Consider the following 22269-nt stretch of genomic DNA (forward strand, 5'->3'; position numbering starts at 1 on the left):
GAAATCGTCAAATCAAAATCTAAAACATGCGGATTTCTGATCAACTTGTAATATATTAGTTTGCGACGAGGAGGCAACGTGGACGGTGTACCGGATCTGCTCATCGGATCGGGGTGGCGACATGCTGCCGACGGCGGTACCCGGGAGGTCATCAATCCCGCAACCGGCAAGGTGTTCGCCACGGTTGACGAGGCCACGCACGACGACGCGCTGGCTGCCGTCGCCGCGGCCAGGGCGGCTTTCGACGCCGGTGACTGGCCGGCCACGCCGGTCGCCGAGCGTGCCGCGCTGCTCGACCGCATCGCCGACCTGCTGGCGCGCGACAAGGAGTCGCTGGCCGCGGTGGAGACCGCCGACACCGGAAAAACCCTGGCGGAGAGCCGGATTGACATCGACGACGTGATCTCGGTGTTCCGCTACTACGCGCGCCTGGTGGCGACGCAGTCCGATCGACTGGTCGACGTGGGTAACCCGACCGTCATCAGCCGCGTGGTGCACGAGCCGATCGGGGTATGCGTGCTGATCGCCCCCTGGAACTATCCGCTGTTGCAGATCTCCTGGAAGATCGCGCCGGCCCTGGCGGCCGGTTGCACCATGGTGGCCAAACCCAGTGAAGTGACACCGCTTTCGACCATCGCCTTCGTCCGGCTGGCGCAGGAAGCGGGCGTGCCCCCGGGCGTGCTCAACCTGATCCAGGGCAGCGGGGCCGCCGTCGGTGCGGCCCTCACCGACAACCCCGACGTCGACCTCATCTCGTTCACTGGTGGCCTGAGCACCGGCCAGCACATCGCCAGGAGCGCCGCCGCGCACGTGACCAAGGTGGCCCTGGAACTCGGCGGGAAGAACCCGCACATCGTCTTCGCCGATGCCGACTGGGAAAGCTCGGTGGACCAGGTCCTCACCGGCGTGTTCCTGCACTCGGGTCAGGTCTGTTCGGCGGGCACCCGGGTGATCCTCGAGGAGTCGATCGCCGACGACTTCGTCGCCCAGCTCGCCGAACGTGCCGAGAAAATCCGGATGGGCGACGGCACCGACCCGCGTAGCGAGACCGGACCGCTGGTGTCCAAGCAACAGCTGGACAAGATGGAAGCGTTTGTCGCCCTGGGCATTTCCGAGGGCGCAAAGCTCATCACCGGTGGGACCCGGCCCCGTGATCCGGCGCTGGCGGACGGCTACTTCTTCCTTCCCACGATCTTCGACCGCTGCGACCGCTCGATGCGGATCGTCACGGAGGAGACCTTCGGACCGATCATGACGGTGGAGCGGTTCACAGACGAGGCCGAGGCGATCAGGCTCGGCAACGATACGCAGTACGGTCTCGCGGCAGGGGTGCGAACCTCTGACCCGGCGCGGGGCGAACGTGTGGTGCGCGCATTACGGCACGGCACGGTGTGGTTGAACGACTTCGGCTACTACACCGCGGCAGCGGAGTGGGGCGGATTCGGGAAGTCGGGCAACGGCCGCGAGCTCGGTCCCTCGGGCCTCGCGGAATATCAAGAGCTCAAACATATCTGGCACAACACCGCGCCAACGCCGGCCGGCTGGTTTGACGCTGCCAGCGAAGGCTAGGGACACAACTTCATGACTCAGAACCTCACTGACACAGACAGCGGCGGACTCGAAGATTTCGGCTACAAGGAATCGCTGGACCGCAGCATCGGAAAATTCGCGAGCTTCGCGGCCGGGGTCAGCTACATCTCGATCCTGACCGGTACTTTTCAGCTGTTCTACGTCGGTTACGGCAACGGCGGGCCGGCGTATCTCTGGTCCTGGCCCATGGTGTTCATCGGGCAGATGGCGGTGGCGTTGTGTTTCATGGAACTCGCCGCCAAATATCCCGTCGCGGGATCGGTCTACAACTGGTCGAAGAAGCTGGGTAGTCGCATCGTGGGGTGGAGTTCGGGTTGGCTGATGCTGACCGCGTCCATCGTCACGTTGTCGGCGGTGGTGCTGGCTCTGCAACTGAACCTGCCGCGGCTCTGGCATGGTTTCCAGGTCATCGGTGACGGCACCGGCCCGTACGATTTCGCCGCCAACGCCATCGTGCTCGGCACCGTCCTCATCGTGTTCACCACCGTCATCAATGCCTTCGGGGTGCGGCTGATGGCGATGATCAACAGCGCGGGCGTCTTCATCGAACTCATTGCGGCCGTGCTGATTGCGGTCATCCTGTTGTTCAACATCAAGCGCGGGCCGAGCGTGTTCTTCGACACCCAGGGCCACGGCGCCGGGCTGCCGGGCGGATACTTCGGCGCGTTCCTGGTGGCGTCCGTGGCGTCGCTGTACGTGATGTACGGGTTCGACACCGCGAGCTCGCTCGGTGAGGAAACCGTCGAACCGCGTCGCACCGCGCCCAAGGCCATCCTGCGCGCGATCCTGGCCTCGTTCGTGATCGGCGGCGCCATCCTGGCGGGCGCCATCATGGCCACGCCGGACCTGAACGACCCGGCATTGGGTAGTGCCGACGGCAGCCTGCAGTCCATCGTCGAGAAGGTGATGTGGGGTCCGCTGGGCACCATCTTCCTGATCTGCATCGTGGTTGCGGTGACGGTCTGTTCGCTGGCCGTGCACACCGCGGCGATCCGGCTGACGTTCGCCATGGCCCGCGACAACGCACTGCCGTTCGGGGAGAAGCTGGCCAAGGTGCACCCCAAGACGCAGGCGCCCATCGTGCCGGCCGTGGTGATCGGCATCATCGCGGCGCTGATCCTGGTGATAAACCTCGGACAGCCCAAGGTTTTCACCGTGCTGACCTCGATCGCGATCATCATGATCTACCTGGCCTACCTGATGGTCACCGGCCCGCTGCTCAAGAAGCGCCTGCAGGGGCAGTGGCCGCCGAAGGATCTGAAAGAGGGCGGCTACTTCACGATGGGTAAGTGGGGCCTGCCGGTCAACATCTTCGCGGTGCTGTGGGGCGTCGCGATGGCGATCAACCTGGCCTGGCCGCGCGTCGCCATCTACGGTGACCCGTGGTACAACACCTGGGGCGCGTTCGTCTACATCGGCGTGATCCTCGGTCTGGGCCTGCTTTGGTATTTCGTCAAGGGCCGCAACCACATTGGCACCCTGGCCTCCCATTCGGCGCTCACCGGCGACTGACCCGCTGAGCTGATTCCCTTCTGCCTGCCCACTTTTCGAGGAGTTCGCATCATGTCCGATCAGACCTACGACTACGTGATCGCCGGCGGCGGCACCGCCGGCTGCGTCCTCGCGGCGCGGCTGTCCGAGGACCCGAACGTCACCGTGTGTCTGGTGGAGGCCGGGCCATCGGATGTGGATGACCGCAACATCCTCGAGTTGTCGGAGTGGATGCACCTCCTGGACTCCGGCTACGACTGGGACTATCCGGTGGAGCCGCAGGAGAAGGGCAACAGCTTCATGCGGCACGCCCGCGCGAAGGTGCTCGGTGGCTGTTCGTCGCACAATTCCTGTATCGCGTTCTGGCCGCTCGCGCAGGGCCTACGGGACTGGGAGGCCATGGGCGCGACCGGATGGGGTCCCGAAGACGTACTGCCGTTCACCGCCAAGGTGGAGAACAACACCGCCACCGGCACCTATCAGGGTGTGCCGCACGGTGATTCGGGTCCGGTCCGGCTGCGCGACGTGCCGCCGAACGATCCGTGCGGCCAGGCGGTGATCGACTCGGCGGCCAAGGTGGGGCTGGAAACCGTGCAGTTCAACCGCGGCGACTGGACCCTCAACGCGGCCGGCTGGCTGCAGATCAACGCCAACGAGGCCGGCGAGCGGATGTCCAGTTCGCACGCGTATCTGCACCCGATCCTCCAGTCACGGCCCAACCTCACGGTGCTGACCAACTGTTGGGTGGCCGAGATCCTGTTCGACGACTCCGGGGACCAGCCGGTGGCCATCGGCGTCCGGTACCAGCGCCCGGACCTCACCGGCTACGACGTCGTCACCGCGACCCGCGAGGTGGTCGTCACGGCCGGCGCCATCGATACCCCGAAACTGCTGATGCTGTCCGGCATCGGGCCGGCAGCCCACCTCAACGAGGTCGGGGTACCGGTGCGGGTCGATTCGCCCGGCGTCGGCGAGAACCTCGACGACCACGTCGAGGGCCTGGTGTTCTGGGAAGCGGCGAAGCCGATGGTCACCGAGTCCACCCAGTGGTGGGAGATCGGGCTGTTCGCGACCACCGAGGTCGCCGGCGACAATCCCGACCACTCCGACCTGATGATGCACTACGGCAGCGTCCCGTTCGACATGAACACGCTGCGGCACGGGTACCCCACCACCGACAACGGATTCTGCCTGACTCCCAATGTGACGCAAGGCCGTTCGCGCGGAACCGTGCGCTTGGCGTCCCGCGATTTCCGGGACCGGGCGAAGGTCGACCCACGGTATTTCACCGACCCCGAGGGGCACGACGAGAAGGTGATGCTGGCCGGAATCAAGCTGGCCCGCAAGATCGCCGAGCAGGAACCCCTCCAGGAGTGGATCGGCCGTGAGCTCGCGCCCGGACCGGATGCGCAGACCGACGAGGAGCTGCTCGCGTACATCTACAAGACGCACAACACCGTGTATCACCCGGCCGGTACCGCACGGATGGGTGCGGTCGATGATCCGATGGCGGTGCTCGACCCTCAGCTGCGGGTCAAGGGGGTGCGCAACCTGCGGGTGGTGGACGCCTCGGCGATGCCGAAGCTGCCGGTGGTCAATCCCAACATCACGGTGATGACGATGGCCGAGAAATGTGCTGACCTCATTCGCAACGGGTGAAGTAGGGCACGATGGCGAGGTGACCTCTCCGGAGCTGGTGAACTTCCTCGGTTCGCGTCCCCCGTTTCAGACGGCTACTGACACCGAATTGAACGACCTCGTCGCCGCCTCGTCGCTGGAGCACTACGGTGCCGGCACCGTGATCGCGGACTTCTCCCGCCATGTTCCCGATGACATCTGGATGGTCCTCACCGGCGCGGTGAACCTGCAGGAGGTCGGTGACGGGCAGGTGTTCGACACCATCGAGCCCGGCGAAATCTTCGGCTACGTCCCGATGCTGACCGGCGGCGGTATCGAATTCCTGGCTCGCACAACGGAACCCGCCACCGTCATCCGCCTGCCCGGTGAGCTCGTGCGGGCCCAGTTCGCCAAACCGGCGGGGCTGCGTTTCCTGGCGTTGTCCGCCACGCCGTCGTCGCAGTCGCAGCTGATCACGGCCAGCGATTCGCGGCCGGTCGGCGATCTGGTGCACGGCACGGTGCTGATCGTGGAGCCCGGGATCTCGGTACGCGACGCCGTCGTGCAGATGAGCGAACAGCGGGTGTCCTACGCGCTGGTCCGGCTGCGCGAGGGCGGCGTCGGCATCTTCACCGACCGCGACCTCCGGTCTCGCGTGGTCGCCGCTGGGCTACCGGTCGACGTCCCGATCGCCGAGGTGATGAGCGCGCCCGCCCAGACGGTGACCGCTGATCGCACCGCAGAGACGGTGCTGTTGGACATGCTGGAGCGCGGTATGCGCCATATGCCGGTGCTGTCGCCGCGCGGTGAGGTGCTGGGCGTCCTGGAGGACATGGACCTGCTGGCCGCCTCGGCCCGCCAGAGCTTCGTGTTGCGCCGGGCGATCGCGCAGGCGCCCGACGCCGCTGCGCTACAGCGGCACGGCCGCGAGGTGACCCAGATCGCCGTCGATCTGTTTCGCACCGGGACCAAGGCCTCGGCTGCGAGCAGCATCGCGTCGATCGTGCTGGATGCGTTGGTACGCAAGGCATTGGAACTCGCCCTGACCGAAGCGGGGCCGGGGCCGACGCAGGACCAGTTCGCCTGGCTCACGCTGGGCAGTATCGCCCGCCGGGAGGCCATGCCGTCCTCCGACGTGGACAGCGCGCTCAGTTGGGCCGACAGCTGCGATTCCGAATGCGCGCAGTTGCGTGCCATCGCGGCCCGCACGCACGCCATTCTCGATGGCTGCGGCCTGCCGGCCGACAGCAACGGTGCCATCGCGTCGCACAAGGCGTTCGCACGGTCAGCCTCGGACTGGGCACAGGCCGCCGCGGGCTGGCTCGATGATCCCTTGCGCGGCAAGGGTTTGATCCTGTCCTCGCTGCTGATCGACGGCCGCGTGGTGTGGGGGAACCGGGCGCTGCACACCGTGCCCACGGTGTTCCACCGGATGCGTGACGAACATCCGAACGCGTTGCGTCTGCAACTGCTGGACGCCTTGTCGGGAAAGGTGCGCACCTGGTCGCTGCGCGATGTGCTGTCGCGGCGCGGCGGCACCTTCGACCTGAAGACGCATGCGGTGACGCCGATCGTCAACCTGGCCCGCTGGGGCGGCCTCACCGCCGACATGACGTCGGCGTCGACCCCGGCCCGGCTCGCGGCGGCGGCCGCCACCGGAGCGCTGACAGAACGCGACGCCAGAACTCTCACAGAGGTTTTCGTCATGCTGCAGCGGATGCGGTTGGCGCATCAGGTCGAGTTGATCGCCGACGGCCGCACCCCGAACGACGTCGTCACCGTCGGTGATCTGTCCCCGCTCAACCGGAGTCTGCTCGGTGACGGGCTGCGCGAGATCGCCGCGGTCCAGCGGCGGGCGCGGCAATCGGGAACGCATCCCGGACTGCGCTGAGTTCGCTTGACCTACTGCGCTGTTCGCGACACCAGACGGTTGGACAGCTGGTCGTACCAACGCCTCGCCCAGCGTGCGTCGCCGAGCGCGGTGTGACGCCAGCCGGCACCAGGAGGCCGGACTCCGCACTGCAGCGACAGCTGTCCCGAGTCCCGTTCCGGCGTGCGGCCGTAGTCGAGGACGTACCGGGCGGCCAATGTCACGACATCGACGAGTTCGGGGCTCCAGCCCGGGGTCAGCTGATGACGCGCCAGCATGGCGCACAGGCACTGGGTGTCGAAGCTCGGCACCACGCCGACGATGGTGGCGTCCATGGTCCACTCGCGAACGATCTCAGCGGCTTCGTGTTCCCGGTGCACCGACGGGAGATGGATGGGCCCGTAGACGACCTGGGGGTGGCGACTCGAGAACCGGCTGATCCGCAGGCCCGCGGGCTCGGCCGCGTCGAGGTCGAGGTCGGCCAGATCGATGTACATCACGATGCGGGACTCACCGGCATCGTCGCGCCGAAGCATGGCAATTTCCCAGGGTTGCCGGTCGGCGTGCAGGCCGGTGGTCTCCGTATCCAGGAAGACCAGCGGTTTCATCGTAGGAAGGCTAGTGCCGTCGGCCGTTCGGGAAGCACGTTTTGGCGGGGCGGGTGCCGAGTATTTTGCCCTTCGATGGAACCGAACGGTCGTGCTGCGCGTCATAGCTAGGCATGGGAGAACGTGACGTCGCTCGGATAGACCTCTCGGCGGTGCGGGACATCGCGCAGCGGTGCGAATCGGTCGCCGACATGCTCGGCACCGCGGTGGCGCCGCTCCTGCGGTGGTACTTCGACGGCTTCTGTGGCGGGCGTGATCATGCCTCGCGTGCGGCCGCTCTGCGCGCCGCGCTGGACCAGTCGGCCGACCAGCTTCGGGCGTGGGCGTCGGCGTCGACGGAAGCCGCAGCAGCACTGCGGGTTTCGTCGGGGCGTTACGAGGACGCTGACGCCGACCTCGCCGGCCGGTTGGTCTGATGATGGCCGCTGCGTTCGATGTCGCCGGGCGGCTCTCCGAAGGCGACCGCGCGCTGACGGTTCTCGACGAGTACGTGGCAGCGTGCGAGGTGTTGGGCCTGCCGTCTCCGGGGCCGCTGGCGGAGTTGTATCGCGCCGAGAGCGGATTGAACCTCGACGCGCTGTCCGCGGACGCCCGCTCACTCGACGCTGCCGTGGTGGTCGCGCAGGATGCACTGCGGTTGCAGGGCAACGGATATCGGGCACTGACGGCGCAGTGGTCGGGCTCCGGCGGGGACGCTGCCGGCGGGTTCCTGCGGACGTTGACGGTCGCGGCCGAGGATGTGGTGGCGCATCTGCAGCGGAGCGCGCAGGCACTGACGACGCTGCGGGACGCATTGTGGCGCGCAGTCGACGCCAAGGTCGACGCGGTGTTGCGGGCCGATGCGCAGGCTGCCGGGCACCGTGACCAGTGGAGCGCGGCGGCCCGCGCGGTCCTCGTCGGGGCCGGAGACCTGGCGACCGCCAGCGAGATCGTCGACCGTCAGGTCAGGCCCTTCGTCCTTCAGGCAGTTTCCGGGGACCTGCTGCCCACGCTGCAGAGCGCCTCCGATGCCGTTGCGGCGGCGTACGATTCGGCCGTCGCCGCGGTCACCCCGGCTGGGCTGTCGTTCGCGGTGCCCGTCGTGCTGACGCCGGAATGGGCGCCTCCGGCCGCGGCGGCGGCAGCGCCCTTCGCAACGTTGGGTGCCGCTGCGGGTTGGACACCGTCGACCCCTTCGACCCCGCCGGTGCCGGCCGAACCCGTTGCCGCACCGTCGGTTCCGTCGGGGCCTGCCGCATCCGCCCCGGCGCCGTCCACCGGTACGCCCCCGCTGCCCGAACCGGCGCTCGGAGCCGCGGCGGCGACCCCAGCCGGTCTGCCCGGGGATCTCGGATCAGGTTCGGGTATCAGCGGTTTGGGTCGGCAGCTGACCGATGCCATCGGGGGAGCGCTCGGTTCCATGGCCGGTCTGGCGCCCGCCGCGTCAGGTCTGGGTGAGCTCGGGAACATCAGGGACGCGCTCGCTGACGACCCCGATACCGACGCTGATCTCGAGCCACAGTCGGACGACGAGCCGGACGACGAGGCGGACGACGAGGCGGACGACGAGGCAGATGGCGACGACGAGCGGGACGACAGCGAGGCCGAGGACGCCGGCGAGGAGGCCGCCGCGGGGGAGAGCAATACGGCCGAGGATGCCGAGTCCGCACCGGCCGGAGCCCCGGCGTCGCCACCCCAGCAGCCCGTGCCCGACCAACCGGTCGCCGATCCGGCGCCCACCACGCCGGCGGTGGAACCGGTCGCGGAGCAATCCGATCCGACCACCAGGACGCCGTGCGAGATCGCGGCGGACGAACTACCGAATGTGGGCGAGTGATTCCTAGCCCTTGAGCAGGGCGGCGACCTTGTCTTCCAGCGCCGGGCTCTCGGCGTCGGGATCAGCGGCGACGGTCTTCGGCAGCACCACGTCGGCGTCGGCGAAATCCTTGTAGGTCTTGTCGCCGGTGAGCTGGAACAGCAGGTAACCGGTCAGCAGGGCGCGCACCGTCTTCTGGGTGCGGCGATCCGCGCCGGCCATCCCGACCAGTTTGGACAGCCGGAAGCCCTCGGCCAGCCCGCCCGGGACAGCTTTGGCGACGGTGCGCACCGTCGCCGCTGGCCACGCGGCGGCCAGCTCGGTGGCGTTTGACTGGATGGTCACCTCGGCACCTGGCGCGTTGAGGATCAGGCCGGGTACGCGCAGACCAGCTGCGGGCTGATCAGCGTCGGGCTTGCTGGCGGTCGGGAACACCGCGGCCACGGCCTTGAGCGGGTTGGCCGACGAGCCGAGTCCGGCGGCGGTGAAGATCGCGGCCGATGCCCCGAAACCGTGCCCGACCAGGCCCAGCTTGGTCGGGTGCACGCTGATCTTGCCAGGGCCCAGCCGGACTCCGGTGATGATGTCGAGGGTGGTGCCCAGGTCGAACGCCAGGTTCAGCACCGACGGTGCGATGCCGGTCTCGGTGTTGGGCGCGGCCGCGACGATGCCCCACGACGCCAGATGCTCGAGCGTGCCGTTGTAACGTCCGACACCCTGCAGCCAGTCGTGGCCGAACGCCACGCCGGGCAGATTCAGCCCGGACTCGGGGGTGTAGACAGTGCCCGGCAGGCCGGCAAAACCCAGGTCACCACGCAGAACGCGGTGCGGGCCGCGGCGCGTCAGGGCGCCGAAGAGCTTCTTCGTCTTGGCCACGCGATGACGTTAGCGCAGTGGCCCTGGTTTGTGCGCCACGCATGCACGGTCCGGCACCCGGGAGGCTGCACTACCCTGGATAACCATGTGTGGAATCGTCGGCTATGTCGGGCAACGGCCGGCTCGCGACATCGTGGTCGACGCGCTGCGACGGATGGAATACCGCGGCTACGACTCCTCCGGTGTCGCGCTGGCCGATGGCCACGGGGGTCTGACCATCCGGCGGCGCGCCGGCCGACTGGCCAATCTGGAAGAGGCGCTGGCCGAAACCGATGCCGCCGAGCTCGAAGGCACCACCGGCATGGGGCACACCCGCTGGGCGACCCATGGGCGTCCCACCGACCGCAACGCGCATCCGCACAGCGATGCCAGCGGCAAGCTCGCGGTGGTCCACAACGGCATCATCGAGAACTTCGCCGGTCTGCGTGCCGAATTGGAGGCCGCCGGCGTCGAGTTCCAGAGTGACACCGACTCCGAGGTCGCCGTGCACCTGGTGGCACGGGCCTACCGGAACGGGCCGACGGCCGGTGACTTCGTGGCATCGGTGCTGGCGGTGCTGCGCCGGCTGGAGGGCCACTTCACGTTGGTGTTCACCAACGCCGACGATCCGGGCACCATCATTGCCGCCCGCCGGTCCACGCCGCTGGTGGTCGGGGTCGGCGACGGCGAGATGTTCGTCGGCTCCGATGTCGCAGCCTTCATCGAGTACACCCGCGAAGCCGTCGAACTCGGACAGGACCAGGCCGTGGTGATCACCGCGGACGGCTACCAGGTGCTGGACTTCGACGGCAACGACGCGTCCGACCGCGCGCGCCCGTTCCACATCGACTGGGATCTGTCGGCCGCCGAAAAGGGTGGCTACGACTACTTCATGTACAAGGAGATCGCCGAGCAGCCCGCCGCCGTCTCCGACACGCTGCTCGGTCACTTCGTCGACGGCAAGATCGTGCTCGACGAGCAGCGGCTGTCCGACCAGGAGCTGCGCGACGTCGACAAGGTCTTCATCGTCGCCTGCGGTACCGCGTACCACTCCGGCCTGCTGGCCAAGTACGCCATCGAGCACTGGACCCGGCTGCCCGTCGAGGTCGAGTTGGCCAGCGAGTTCCGGTACCGCGACCCGGTGCTCGACCGCAGCACGCTGGTGATCGCCATCTCCCAGTCGGGCGAGACCGCCGACACCCTGGAAGCCGTCCGCCACGCCAAGGGCCAGAAGGCCAAGGTGCTGGCCATCTGCAACACCAACGGCTCGCAGATTCCGCGCGAGGCCGACGCCGTGCTCTACACCCGGGCCGGGCCGGAGATCGGTGTCGCCGCGACCAAGACGTTCCTGGCCCAGCTGGCCGCCAACTACCTGGTGGGTCTGGCGCTGGCGCAGGCACGCGGCACCAAGTACCCGGACGAGGTCGCCCGCGAGTACCGCGAGCTGGAGGCCATGCCGGCGCTGGTCCAGCAGGTGCTCGAGCGGCTGGACCCGATCGCCGATCTGGGCCGGCAGTTCGCGCAGTCGCCGACGGTGCTGTTCCTGGGACGACATGTCGGCTACCCGGTGGCGCTCGAGGGCGCGCTCAAGCTCAAGGAGCTGGCGTACATGCACGCCGAGGGCTTTGCCGCCGGCGAGCTCAAGCACGGACCCATCGCGCTGATCGACGACGACCTGCCGGTCATCGTGGTGATGCCGTCGCCCAAGGGCGCGTCGATGCTGCACGCCAAGCTGCTGAGCAACATCCGTGAGATTCAGGCCCGTGGCGCGGTCACCATTGTCATCGCTGAGGAAGGCGACGAGACGGTGCGTCCGTACGCGGACTACATCTTCGAGCTGCCCTCGACCTCGACATTGTTCCAGCCGCTGCTCTCGACCATCCCGCTGCAGGTGTTTGCCGCGTCGGTGGCCCGCGAGCGCGGATATGACGTGGACAAGCCCCGGAACCTGGCGAAGTCCGTCACTGTGGAGTAGCTCCGTATCGACTCGTTCGCTGGCATGAACGATGCCTATGCCCTAGCATGGGAAATCGCAGGTCAACCGTATCGTCAGATTCCGCTGAAATATTAGCTGCGGAGAAGCGGTTGAGTGCGGGTGAGTGTCAGACGAAGGTGTTCGTTGTGAGGGCCGTGGATTGTTGCTGGATGCTGCTGTGCGCCACGCGACGGTCCGAATGGTCCGCGAATGGTGGCGCACGCCGACCGACTACGAGGCGCAGGTCGAGTACTTCGCGAAGCGGTCGCTGACCGGACTGATCCAGTTCCTGGTCGGGCTCGGCGTCGGCATGGTCGGTTTGATCGTCATGATCGCCCAGTGGTCCGGTGACCAACCCGCCGGCGTGGCCGTCCGGGCCGTGTCGATCGTGTTCATCACGGCGATGTACGTGTGGAGCTGGGTGTGGTGGCTGGGGCCGTGGCCGTCGTACCGGCTGTCGCACGCGTTCATCATCAATGTCGACATCGGCGTCACCGTGGTGACCCTGCTCAACCAGAAGGTGCTGTCCGGCATGTTCGGGCTGAGTGCGCTGATGCTGGTGTCGTTCTACATCATCTTCTTCGACGGCCCGAAAGCGCATGCCATACACAGCTTCTGGGCGGTGTTGTCGATCGCGGCGATGGCTGCCGAGATCGCGGTGATGGGCGGCGGCGATCTGGTGCTGGCGTTCGTGAAGTTGTTGTCTGGCGGGGCGCTCGCGGTGGCGCCGATAGCTGCCCACTTCGGCATCTGGGCCCTGCGTAACGAAGCCAACGAGGCCTCGAACGACCCGCTGACGGGGTTGCTGAACCGCCGCGGCCTCAATCTCCACATCGACGACCTGCTGCGCGGCCACCGCAAGCGCGCGGCCGACGTCGTGGTCATCGTTATCGACCTGGACCGGTTCAAAGGCGTCAACGACCGGTTCGGCCACAGCGTCGGCGACGAGGTGCTGGTCCGGTGTGCCCGCCGTCTGGAGTCCGCCGTGCACGGCGGTGCGTTGGTGGCGCGAGTCGGGGGCGAGGAGTTCGTCGTCGTCGATGTCCTGCAGCCGGGGGGCTGGGCGTCCGTGGCCGACCGGATCCGGGTCGCGTTGTCCGGCCGCGGGGACCACGCGCCGATCACGGCGAGTATCGGGATCACCGCCGCGGGGATTGCGCACTTCGCTGAATTGGGTTGCGACCACGCGGAACTGCTCGGCGATCTGGTCGCACGCGCGGACGAGGCCATGTTCGTGGCCAAGCGTAGCGGCGGCAATGCCGTCAGCTACCTGCCGTCGATGCCCGACGCGGTTCGGACACCGTAGTGAACTATTGGCGATCCGCCGACGCGCGAGCGCCGCTCGGTCGCGGTGGCCCGACTCGGATCGCCGGTGGCCCCAACACTGTTTGACCGGCTCTCCAGGCGGCCACCGGGATCCGGTGCTGCCGCATTCCCAGGGCTGACCGGACACCACACACCATGGCAGCCCCGTTGCGTTCGGCTGGTGCGCGGGCCTGCCGCTCCGCCGTCGAAGCGGCAGGCCCGTGATGTGTTCACTGTTGAGTTGTCAAGGTGCGCAAAGCTTTGTGTGTTATGCGGCGTGGTCGAGTCGCATGGTGCGGCGGTTGTAGGCCGGTACCGGGTTCCGTTGTGGGTCGACGGTGGCTGGTGGGATGAGCCAGGGGTGTTTGTCCAGCCCTATGACGACGCCCCAGCCGTCGTGGTGGACGTTGGCGTGGCAGGCCGGGCACAGCAGGCATCCGTTGCCCAGTGATGTCTCGCCGCCGTGGGTCCAGTGCACGATGTGATGGGCGTGGGTGCGCCCCGGGGGTGCGCCGCATTTGATGCAGCACCGGTCCCGTAGGTAGAGGGCTTTGCGTAGGTGCGGCGGGAACAGCCGTTTCTCCCGCCCCATGTCCAGGGGCACCTGTTCGTCGTCCACGACGACGGTCGTCACAGCCGTGTCGCAGCAGATCCGTTCCAGGGTCATGGTGCTGATCGACCCCATGAACTCGAGCTGACCCATGTCCGGGGTGTCGGCGGGCACCGTCACCAACAGTTGGGTCCGTGGCGCGGACGCGACATCTCCGCCGCGGGCGGCGATGTCGAGCATCGCTTCCAGGGCATCGGCGCGGCGCCGGCTGGCGGATCGGGTGTCGGGGCTGCCGTCGGGTTCGGGTCGCGGCGCCGACAGCTCTTCCACTGCGGCGACCAGCTTGGCGCCGACTTCGGCATCCAGATCCGCCCGCACCTGCAGCCGCCCGTCAGAGGTGACCCGGTGGTCGAGGGTGTTGACCGACCGATCCTCCGCCGCCGGCAACCCACCCTCGGCGGCGGCGGCGCGGTTGCCCAACTTTCGGGCCCGGTCCGCGATCGCGGCCGGGGTGGCTCCGGAGAAGAACTGCCCCAACAAATCCGTCACCTGGCGGAATCGGGCTTCCTCGTCCACCTCGCCGGGGGATCGGGCTCGAATGTGGTTGATGCCTTTGACGATCGCATCGACATGCTCACCCGAGACCGCCCCATCGCACGCGTGCGCCGCCAGCGTCGGCAGCAACGGCAGCGCCGCACCGACTCGAACCAGCCGCTCAGCGACCGCCGGTGCGCAGCCCAGCGACATCAGCAGTTCCCGCAGCGTCCGCCCCTGCGTAGCGGCAACACCACAGCGGTCCAACACCCCGGCCAGCGTCGCCGCCAGATGATCGACCACATTCCGCATCCTCAACAGACACCGCGCCACCTCCAGCGCGTCGTCCCCGGCCATCTCGTCGGGGACCACCACGTCACGAAGGTGGTCGAGAAGGGGGTGGAGATCCGGTGCGATTCCCATACCCAATTGTATCGAACAAATGTTCGAACAGCAAGCAATTTTCCGGCTACATGTCGGGACGCCGGTGGCGGTCCGGGTGATCTTGGTGGGGAACTTCTGGTGACAAGCGCGGGAGGCGGCCGTCCATACACCTACCGCCTCCATCCGGCGGCCGGCTTCTTTGTTGGCCCATGTGCTCATGCCGGCCATGCGCCCGCGTCAGGTGGGCATCGCTGCCGCGGGATCGCCTTGGTAGACAAACGTATACACCAGACGGAGACGCCGGCGACTCCGTGGTGTGGCGTGCTCAGGCGCGCACGATCGACGGCCCCAGGGCTTCGTAGCGGGCCGCCTCCGCGGCCGGTAGTTCCGTGCCGGTGACGATCGCCTCGAAGTCGGATACCTCGGCGAACCGGCAGAAGCTGGTCTCACCGAACTTGGAATCGGCGGCCACGAGGATGCGCCGCATCGCGACCGACACCGCTGTCTGCTTGACCGCGGCCACGGCGGGATCAGGAGTGGTCAGCCCATGCTCGGGCGTGATGCCGTTGGTGCCGAGGTAGGCGACATCGATGACCAGGCTGCGCAATCGCTCCACCGCCCAGTTGTCCACCGTCGCCAGGGTTCGTCCGCGCATTCGTCCCCCGAGCAACAACACCGTCACGGTCTCGCTGTGGGCGAGCGCCTCGGCGGCCAGCAGCGACGACGTCACCACTGTCAGCTCCTGGTCGGCGAGCCGCTCGGCGATCAGTCGCGGAGTGAAACCCTCATCCAGATAAACGGTTTCAGATCCGTGCAGCAGATCCGCGGCCGCTGCCGCGATCCGGTGTTTCTGGGCCAGGTCGACCTGGCTGCGGAACTCCACCGTCGATTCGAACGCTGCTGTCTCCAGCGGTATGGCGCCACCGTGGACCCGTTTGAGCATGCGCCGCCCGGCCAGCACCTTCAGATCGCGACGGATGGTCTCCGACGCCACGTTCAGTTCTTCGGCCAGAGCCAACACCTCGACCCGCCCGCGGGTGCGGGCGAACTCGACGATGCGGCGCTGACGGCTGTCTGAATCCACGGAAGACATTCTTACGGTCGTCGTCTATGGGCTTTCGCTCAGCACCGCCCGGACTTCCTCGGGGGTGCTGGCCCGGCGCAACCGCTCGACCTCGTCCTTGTTCAGGAACACGTGGGCGATCCGGGTGAGAAGCGCCATGTGGTCCTTGCCGGCGCCGGCGATACCCACTACGAACTCGGCGGGCTTGCCGTTCCAGTCGATGGGTTCGGGATAGCGGACGAACGAGATCCCGGAATGGCGGATCGCGCCCTTGGCGTCGTTGGTGCCGTGCGGGATCGCCAGGCCGTTGCCCATGTACGTCGACACCGATTTCTCCCGCTCGTGCATGGCGTCGACGTAGGTTTCGTCGACGGCCCTGGCGGCGACCAGGAGTCGGCCGGCCTCCGTGATCGCGGCCGAAGCGGTGGTAGCCGAGCCGGCCAGCACGATCGAATCGAGCGAGAGCACATCGTCGGGTTGGGCGTCGGAGGCGGGTTCGGTTGGGGCCGTGGCCGATTCACCCGAAGGCCCCGAGGCGCCATTGGTACGTCCCAGCAGTTCGACGATTTCGTCGTAGCGGGGCGAGTTCATGAAGTCGTCGACCGAGACGTGGAGCGCCGACGGGGTCTTCTGGCGGGCTCGCTCGGTGAGATCGCGATGGGTGACCGCCAGGCCGTAGGTATCGGTGAGATTGGAGATCGCCTGGTTGACCACTGTCACGCCGGTGATCCCGGCGTCCCGGATCTTCTTGCGCAGCACCGAGGCGCCCATCGCCGACGAACCCATGCCGGCGTCGCAGGCGAACACGATGTTGGAGATGGGAGCGGTCGAGCCGCCGACCAGCGCCGCGGCGACACTGGACCGCTTGCCCTTAAGTGCCTCCATTTCGGCTGTGGCGGCGGCCAGATCGGGCTCGTCGGTGGCGCGGTCGGTCTTGAGCAGTACGGCCGCCACTGCGAACGAGACGGCCGCCGCCCCCAGCACCGACAGCGTGACGCCGAGGTAGCTGCCGCTCGCGGTCTGGGCATAGACGGCGATGATCGAACCGGGCGCGGCGGGCGCGCGCAGGCCGGATCCGAACAGCACGTTGATGAAGATGCCCGTCATTCCGCCGAGGATGGTGGCGGCGATCAGCTTCGGCTTCATGAGTACGTACGGGAAATAGATCTCATGGATGCCGCCGAGGAACTGGATGATCGCGGCGCCCGGTGCCGATGCCTTGGCGGCGCCACGGCCGAACACCATGAACGCCAAGAGGATTCCGAGGCCGGGCCCGGGGTTGGCTTCCAGCAGGAACAGGACCGATTTGCCGGTGGCGAGCGCCTGGGTCGTACCCAGCGGGGTGAGCACGCCATGGTTGATGGCGTTGTTGAGGAAGAGCACCTTGGCGGGTTCGATGAAGATCGAGGTCAATGGCAGCAGGTCGTGCCCGACGAGGAAGTCGACGACGTGGCCGGCACCGCGGGTGAACGCCGACACCACCGGGCCGACGCCGAAGAATCCGATGACGGCCATCACCAGGCCGGCGATCCCGGCCGAGAAATTGTTCACCAGCATCTCGAAGCCGGGGCGGATCTTGCCGTCCCACAACGCATCCAGCTTCTTGATGACCCAGCCGCCCAAGGGGCCCATGAGCATTGCGCCCATGAACATCGGAACATCGGATCCGGCAACCACTCCCATGGTGGTGATGGCGCCGACGACGGCTCCGCGGGTTCCGTACACCATCCGGCCGCCGGTGGATCCGATGAGGATCGGGAGCAGGTAGGTGATCATCGGCCCGACGATGCCGCCCTTCTCGTAGGCGCCCCAACCGCCGATGTGGGCCACCCAGCCATCCGGGTTCTGCAGCGAGTGAAAGAGGCCGGGCAGCCAGCCGGTCTTGATGAACAGTGCGGTGATGAGGCCCCACGCGATGAAGGCGCCGATGTTCGGCATCACCATGTTCGACAGCGCGGTGCCGAGCTGCTGTATCCGCACGCGCAGGCTGACGCGCTGGGGTGTTTCCGTCGTTGCAGTCACTGTGCTGGACCTCCGCTTGACCCACCGTGAAGGTGATGCCCGTCACATCACCGTGTGATACGAGTAAAGCCCACAAGTGGGCACGTTGGCAAGAAAATGGGCAAAAGTGGGCAGAGAATTGTTTGGATTTCTGCCCGAATTGCGGTTAGAGTGGCCGCAGAGTGAACCACGACACACCCGCCGGCCAGGCCGGAGAACCGGAAGGAACGCCATGAAAGCGCTGCGCTACTACGCACCCGAGGACGTCCGGCTCGAAGATGTGCCCGAACCTGTGTGCGGGCCCGACGAGATCAAGATTCGGGTGCGCAACTGTTCGACCTGCGGCACCGATGTCAAAATCCTGCACAACGGGCACCAGAACCTGACCCCGCCGCGGACCATCGGGCACGAGATCGCCGGCGACATCGTCGAGGTCGGAGCCGAGGTGAATCCCACGTACGGCACCGAATGGGCGCCGGGCGACCGGGTGCAGGTGATCGCTGCCGTGCCGTGCGGTGAGTGCCACGAATGCGCCAAGGGCTGGATGGCGGTGTGCCAGAACCAGACGTCCATGGGTTACCAGTACGACGGCGGGTTCGCCGAGTACATGATCGTGCCCCGTCAGGTTCTCAAAGTCGATGGGCTGAACCGGATTCCGGACAACGTCGGCTACGACGAGGCATCGGCGGCGGAGCCCTTCGCCTGCGCCATCAACGCCCAGGATCTGCTCGGCATCGAGCCGGGTGACACCGTCGTGGTGTTCGGTGCCGGCCCCATCGGGTGCATGCACATCCGCATCGCGCGCGGCGTGCACAACTGCGGGCCGGTGTACCTGGTCGACGTCAACGACGCCCGGCTGAAGATGTCCGCCGACGCGGTGCACCCAGACGAGGTGATCAACGCGGCCGATACCGATGTGGTCGCACGGGTCCTGGAGCTGACGGACGGGCGTGGCGCCGATGTGGTGATCACCGCGACCGCCGCCAACATCACTCAGGAACAGGCCATCGCGATGGCAGCGCGCAATGGCCGCATCTCGTTTTTCGGTGGCCTGCCCAAGACCAACCCGACGATCACCTGTGATTCCAACGTGGTGCACTACCGGCAGCTGCACATCCACGGCGCGAACGGGTCCGCACCCGAGCACAACAAGCGCGCGCTGCAGTACATCTCGACCGGTCAGGTACCGGTCAAGGACTTGATCACGCGGCACATCGCGCTCGACGAGGTTCTCGACGCGTTCGGCATCGTCCAGAACGGCGAGGCCATCAAGGTGACGGTGGAGCCCAGCGCGGTGCTCGTCTGAGCCTCAGCCGCCGACGGCCGCGATGTAGCCGCCGATCGCCAGCGCGCACAGGAACGCACACAGCCCCAGCGTGCCGGCGGCGAACGGCCATGCCGGGCGGCGCTTCGCGAGGCGGATGACGGTGACGACGGTGCCGGCCAGGGCGACCGCCATGGCGGCGATAAAGCCCGCGGCCATGGCGTTGATCCCGGCGTCGATGTGGCACGTGGCTGGCGGGCAGTAGTCGGTGAACGCCATCGCGAACACGGCGAAGAATGCGGCCACGCCGCCGCCGACGTAGGTGAGCACCAGCGCGCTGATGGACGCGGCGAGATCGCCACCCGAGATCGGCGGCTTGGCCGGTTGCGGCGGCAGATAGCCGTAGGTCATGGCGGGATGTTATCCGCGCCGAACGTGAGCTCGTGTGCGAACTTCCGCTGAGTTTTCGGACATCAGCCCACGTTCGTCGCCCGAATTTGACGCACATGCCAACCCCGGCCCGGTGGATCTGCGTAACCTTCGGAGCTATGCGGCACTACTACACCGCCGAGCAGATTCGCGCGGCCGAGGCGCCGCTGTTGGCTTCCCTGCCCGATGGCGCGTTGATGCGCCGGGCGGCCTACGGGCTGGCGACGGCGATTGCCACCGAACTCAAGGCCCGCACGGGCGGGGTCTCGGGTCGCCAGGTCTGCGCTGTCGTCGGGTCCGGGGACAACGGCGGTGACGCATTGTGGGCGGCCACGTTTCTGCGCCGGCGCGGGGCCACCGCAACCGCCGTGCTCCTCAGCCCGGACCGCACCCACACCAAGGCACTCGAAGCGTTCCGCAAAGCCGGCGGACGAGTCGTCGAGAATGTCCCGACGGCAACAGATTTGGTGATCGACGGCGTCGTCGGCATCGGCGCCACCGGACCGCTGCGGCCCAACGCCGCCGCCGTGTTCGCGGCGAACACCGCGCCCGTCGTCGCCGTCGACCTCCCCAGCGGCATCGATGTGCAGACCGGTGCCGCCGACGGGCCCCATGTCCGCGCCGCACTGACCGTCACCTTCGGCGGGCTCAAACCGGTGCACGGACTGGCCGACTGCGGCCGCGTCGGGCTGATCGACATCGGACTCGACCTGCGGGAGCCGGCGTTCCTCGGATTCGAAGCGCACGACGTCCGCGCCCGCTGGCCGGTGCCGCACCCGTCCGACGACAAGTACAGCCAGGGCGTCAAGGGCGTGCTTGCCGGGTCGGCGACCTATCCGGGTGCGGCGATCCTGAGTACCGGCGCTGCCGTCGCCGCCACCTCCGGCATGGTCCGTTACGCCGGCTCCGCGCACGCCGAAGTGGTGTCGCACTGGCCGGAAGTCGTTGCGGCGCCGGATGCGACGGCTGCGGGGCGGGTCCAGGCGTGGGTGGTCGGCCCGGGGCTGGGCACCGACACCGCCGGCGAGGAGGCGCTGCGCTTCGCGCTGGCCACCGACCTGCCCGTGATCGTCGACGCCGACGCGCTGACCCTGTTGGCCGCCGACCTCGACCTCGTCGCGGACCGCACGGCACCCACGGTGCTGACCCCGCATGCCGGTGAATTCGCCCGGCTCGCAGGACATCCGCCAGGCTCCGACCGGGTGGCGGCCACCCGTGAACTCGCCGACCGCCTGGGTGCCACCGTCCTGCTGAAGGGCAACGTCACCATCGTCGCCGACCCGGGCGGCCCCACCTATCTCAGTCCTGCCGGCCAATCCTGGGCTGCCACAGCGGGATCCGGTGACGTTCTGTCCGGCATGATCGGCGCCCTGCTGGCGTCGGGCATCGTGCCGGGAGAGGCTGCGGCGATGGCGGCGTTCGTGCACGCCCGGGCGGCCGATCTCGCCGCACACGATCCCGGTCCTCGTCCCGCGCCGACGTCGGCGCACCGCATCTTGGCCCATGTCCGGGCCGCCATCGCATCGCTCTAGGAAGGGAACTTTTGTGTCGCACAAGCATGTTCGCGCATCGGTCATGAGCCCCGCTTACACCGGCAGGCTCTCCACTGCACCGATTCCGTCGCTGCGGCTGCCCGACGATCCGATGGACCCGCAAGCGGCCTACCGGTTCATCCACGACGAGTTGATGCTCGACGGCAGCTCCCGCCTGAACCTCGCCACGTTCGTCACCACGTGGATGGACCCTGAGGCCGAGAAGCTGATGGCCGAGACATTCGACAAGAACATGATCGACAAGGACGAGTACCCCGCCACCGCGGCGATCGAGGCCCGGACAGTGTCCATGGTGGCTGACTTGTTCCACGCTGACGGCCTGCGCGACGACGACCCGTCGTCAGCGTGCGGGGTATCCACCATCGGTTCCAGTGAGGCCGTGATGCTGGCCGGCCTGGCCCTCAAATGGCGGTGGCGGGAGAAGGTGGGCGACTGGAAGGGACGCACGCCCAACCTGGTGATGGGTGCCAACGTGCAGGTGGTGTGGGAGAAGTTCTGCCGCTACTTCGACGTCGAGCCGCGGTACCTGCCGATGGCCGAGGGCCGTTACGTCATCACTCCGGAGCAGGTGCTCGCCAACGTCGACGAGGACACCATCGGGGTGGTGGGCATCCTGGGGACCACGTTCACCGGTGAGCTGGAACCCATCGCCGAGATCTGCGCGGCACTTGATCAGCTCGCGCAGGACAAGGGCCTGGACATCCCTGTCCACGTCGACGCCGCCAGCGGTGGTTTCGTGGTGCCGTTCCTGCATCCGCATCTGGAGTGGGACTTCCGGTTGCCGCGGGTGGTGTCGATCAACGTCAGCGGCCACAAGTACGGGCTGACGTACCCCGGCATCGGTTTCGTGGTCTGGCGCAGTGGGGAACACCTGCCCGAGGATCTGGTGTTCCGGGTGAACTACCTGGGCGGCGACATGCCGACCTTCACCCTGAACTTCTCCCGTCCCGGAAACCAGGTGGTAGGCCAGTACTACAACTTCCTTCGCCTCGGCCGCGCCGGCTACTCGCAGATCATGCACTGCCTGTCGGACACCGCCCGGTGGATCGGTGACGAGTTGCGCAAGAGCGAGCACTTCGAGGTCATCACGGACGGCTCGGCCATCCCGGTCCTCGCGTGCCGACTCAAGGGCAAACGGCCCTACACCGAATTCGACGTGTCGCACGCCCTCCGTGCCTACGGCTGGCAGGTGCCGGCCTACACCATGCCCGAGGGTGCGACAGACATCGCAGTGCTGCGTGTGGTGGTTCGTGAGGGGTTCTCGGCCGACCTGGCCCGCGCCCTGCGCGACGATCTGATCACCGTGTTGAACGACCTGGACGATCTCAAACCGAAGGGCCAGTTCGACGAGGTTCAGCCCTTCGCCCACTAGCCGCCGAGCACGC

Annotated in this window: 17 protein-coding genes; 11 read left to right on the forward strand and 6 right to left on the reverse strand. The window is 67.5% G+C overall.

Annotated features, from left to right (window positions below):
- Positions 1-78: 78 nt before the first annotated feature.
- The 4 genes from QRN63_RS04220 to QRN63_RS04235 are packed head-to-tail and all read left to right on the forward strand — an operon-like array spanning position 79 to position 6589.
- Entirely contained in the window at positions 79-1569 is a 1491-nt protein-coding gene (locus QRN63_RS04220) for an aldehyde dehydrogenase family protein (RefSeq protein WP_285029580.1), read from the forward strand.
- A gap of 12 nt (positions 1570-1581) precedes the next feature.
- Positions 1582-3102 carry an APC family permease gene (locus QRN63_RS04225; protein WP_267318453.1) on the forward strand — a complete coding sequence of 507 codons (1521 nt, stop codon included), beginning with the start codon at positions 1582-1584 and terminating at the stop codon, positions 3100-3102.
- A gap of 51 nt (positions 3103-3153) precedes the next feature.
- Positions 3154-4740, forward strand: coding sequence for a GMC family oxidoreductase (locus QRN63_RS04230; protein ID WP_285029581.1), 1587 nt, complete (start codon positions 3154-3156; stop codon positions 4738-4740).
- A 19-nt stretch (positions 4741-4759) separates the two neighbouring features.
- Entirely contained in the window at positions 4760-6589 is a 1830-nt protein-coding gene (locus QRN63_RS04235; protein WP_285029582.1) for a putative nucleotidyltransferase substrate binding domain-containing protein, read from the forward strand.
- Between the two features lie 11 nt (positions 6590-6600).
- On the opposite strand, the gene QRN63_RS04240 is transcribed toward QRN63_RS04235, so the two are convergent.
- Positions 6601-7176 (reverse strand): 3'-5' exonuclease family protein, encoded by a 576-nt coding sequence (locus QRN63_RS04240; RefSeq protein WP_285029583.1) that lies wholly within the window; start codon positions 7174-7176, stop codon positions 6601-6603.
- A 113-nt stretch (positions 7177-7289) separates the two neighbouring features.
- Here QRN63_RS04240 and QRN63_RS04245 point away from each other — a divergent pair, with 113 nt between their 5' ends.
- Together QRN63_RS04245 and QRN63_RS04250 are read left to right on the forward strand one after the other, a co-directional pair.
- Positions 7290-7592, forward strand: a complete 303-nt coding sequence (locus QRN63_RS04245) for a type VII secretion target (RefSeq protein WP_285029584.1) — start codon at positions 7290-7292, stop codon at positions 7590-7592.
- A gap of 2 nt (positions 7593-7594) precedes the next feature.
- On the forward strand, positions 7595-8992 hold the full coding sequence (locus QRN63_RS04250; RefSeq protein ID WP_285029585.1) for a hypothetical protein: 1398 nt from the start codon (positions 7595-7597) through the stop codon (positions 8990-8992).
- Between the two features lie 3 nt (positions 8993-8995).
- Here the strand turns inward: QRN63_RS04250 and QRN63_RS04255 are convergent, their stop codons facing one another.
- Positions 8996-9847: a dienelactone hydrolase family protein gene (locus QRN63_RS04255; RefSeq protein ID WP_267318448.1), complete on the reverse strand. Its 852-nt coding sequence runs from the start codon at positions 9845-9847 to the stop codon at positions 8996-8998.
- Between the two features lie 85 nt (positions 9848-9932).
- Between QRN63_RS04255 and glmS the strand changes: the two genes are divergently transcribed.
- Together glmS and QRN63_RS04265 are read left to right on the forward strand one after the other, a co-directional pair.
- Complete coding sequence (glmS, locus tag QRN63_RS04260) at positions 9933-11801, forward strand: glutamine--fructose-6-phosphate transaminase (isomerizing) (RefSeq protein ID WP_267318447.1); 1869 nt, start codon at positions 9933-9935, stop codon at positions 11799-11801.
- 178 nt (positions 11802-11979) lie between these two features.
- Positions 11980-13107 carry a GGDEF domain-containing protein gene (locus tag QRN63_RS04265; RefSeq protein WP_267318446.1) on the forward strand — a complete coding sequence of 376 codons (1128 nt, stop codon included), beginning with the start codon at positions 11980-11982 and terminating at the stop codon, positions 13105-13107.
- A gap of 267 nt (positions 13108-13374) precedes the next feature.
- Here QRN63_RS04265 and QRN63_RS04270 read toward each other — a convergent pair whose 3' ends face one another.
- From QRN63_RS04270 to QRN63_RS04280, 3 genes are all read right to left on the reverse strand, one after another.
- Positions 13375-14613 (reverse strand): HNH endonuclease, encoded by a 1239-nt coding sequence (locus tag QRN63_RS04270; protein WP_285029586.1) that lies wholly within the window; start codon positions 14611-14613, stop codon positions 13375-13377.
- A 286-nt stretch (positions 14614-14899) separates the two neighbouring features.
- Positions 14900-15658, reverse strand: coding sequence for a DeoR/GlpR family DNA-binding transcription regulator (locus QRN63_RS04275; protein WP_285029587.1), 759 nt, complete (start codon positions 15656-15658; stop codon positions 14900-14902).
- Positions 15659-15682: 24 nt separating this feature from the next.
- Positions 15683-17659 carry a PTS mannitol transporter subunit IICBA gene (locus QRN63_RS04280; protein ID WP_502888074.1) on the reverse strand — a complete coding sequence of 659 codons (1977 nt, stop codon included), beginning with the start codon at positions 17657-17659 and terminating at the stop codon, positions 15683-15685.
- Between the two features lie 211 nt (positions 17660-17870).
- On the opposite strand from QRN63_RS04280, the gene QRN63_RS04285 reads away from it, so the two are divergent.
- Positions 17871-18944: a zinc-dependent dehydrogenase gene (locus tag QRN63_RS04285; protein WP_285029588.1), complete on the forward strand. Its 1074-nt coding sequence runs from the start codon at positions 17871-17873 to the stop codon at positions 18942-18944.
- A gap of 3 nt (positions 18945-18947) precedes the next feature.
- On the opposite strand, the gene QRN63_RS04290 is transcribed toward QRN63_RS04285, so the two are convergent.
- Positions 18948-19313 (reverse strand): hypothetical protein, encoded by a 366-nt coding sequence (locus QRN63_RS04290; protein WP_285029589.1) that lies wholly within the window; start codon positions 19311-19313, stop codon positions 18948-18950.
- Between the two features lie 137 nt (positions 19314-19450).
- Between QRN63_RS04290 and QRN63_RS04295 the strand changes: the two genes are divergently transcribed.
- Both QRN63_RS04295 and gad read left to right on the forward strand, forming a co-directional pair.
- Complete coding sequence (locus QRN63_RS04295; RefSeq protein ID WP_267318441.1) at positions 19451-20863, forward strand: NAD(P)H-hydrate dehydratase; 1413 nt, start codon at positions 19451-19453, stop codon at positions 20861-20863.
- Positions 20835-22256 (forward strand): glutamate decarboxylase, encoded by a 1422-nt coding sequence (gad, locus tag QRN63_RS04300; RefSeq protein WP_502888075.1) that lies wholly within the window; start codon positions 20835-20837, stop codon positions 22254-22256. Before QRN63_RS04295 ends, gad begins: the two co-directional genes overlap by 29 nt.
- Positions 22257-22269: the final 13 nt, after the last annotated feature.

It is taken from the genome of Mycolicibacterium sp. lyk4-40-TYG-92 (assembly GCF_030209435.1).
Classification (GTDB): domain Bacteria; phylum Actinomycetota; class Actinomycetes; order Mycobacteriales; family Mycobacteriaceae; genus Mycobacterium.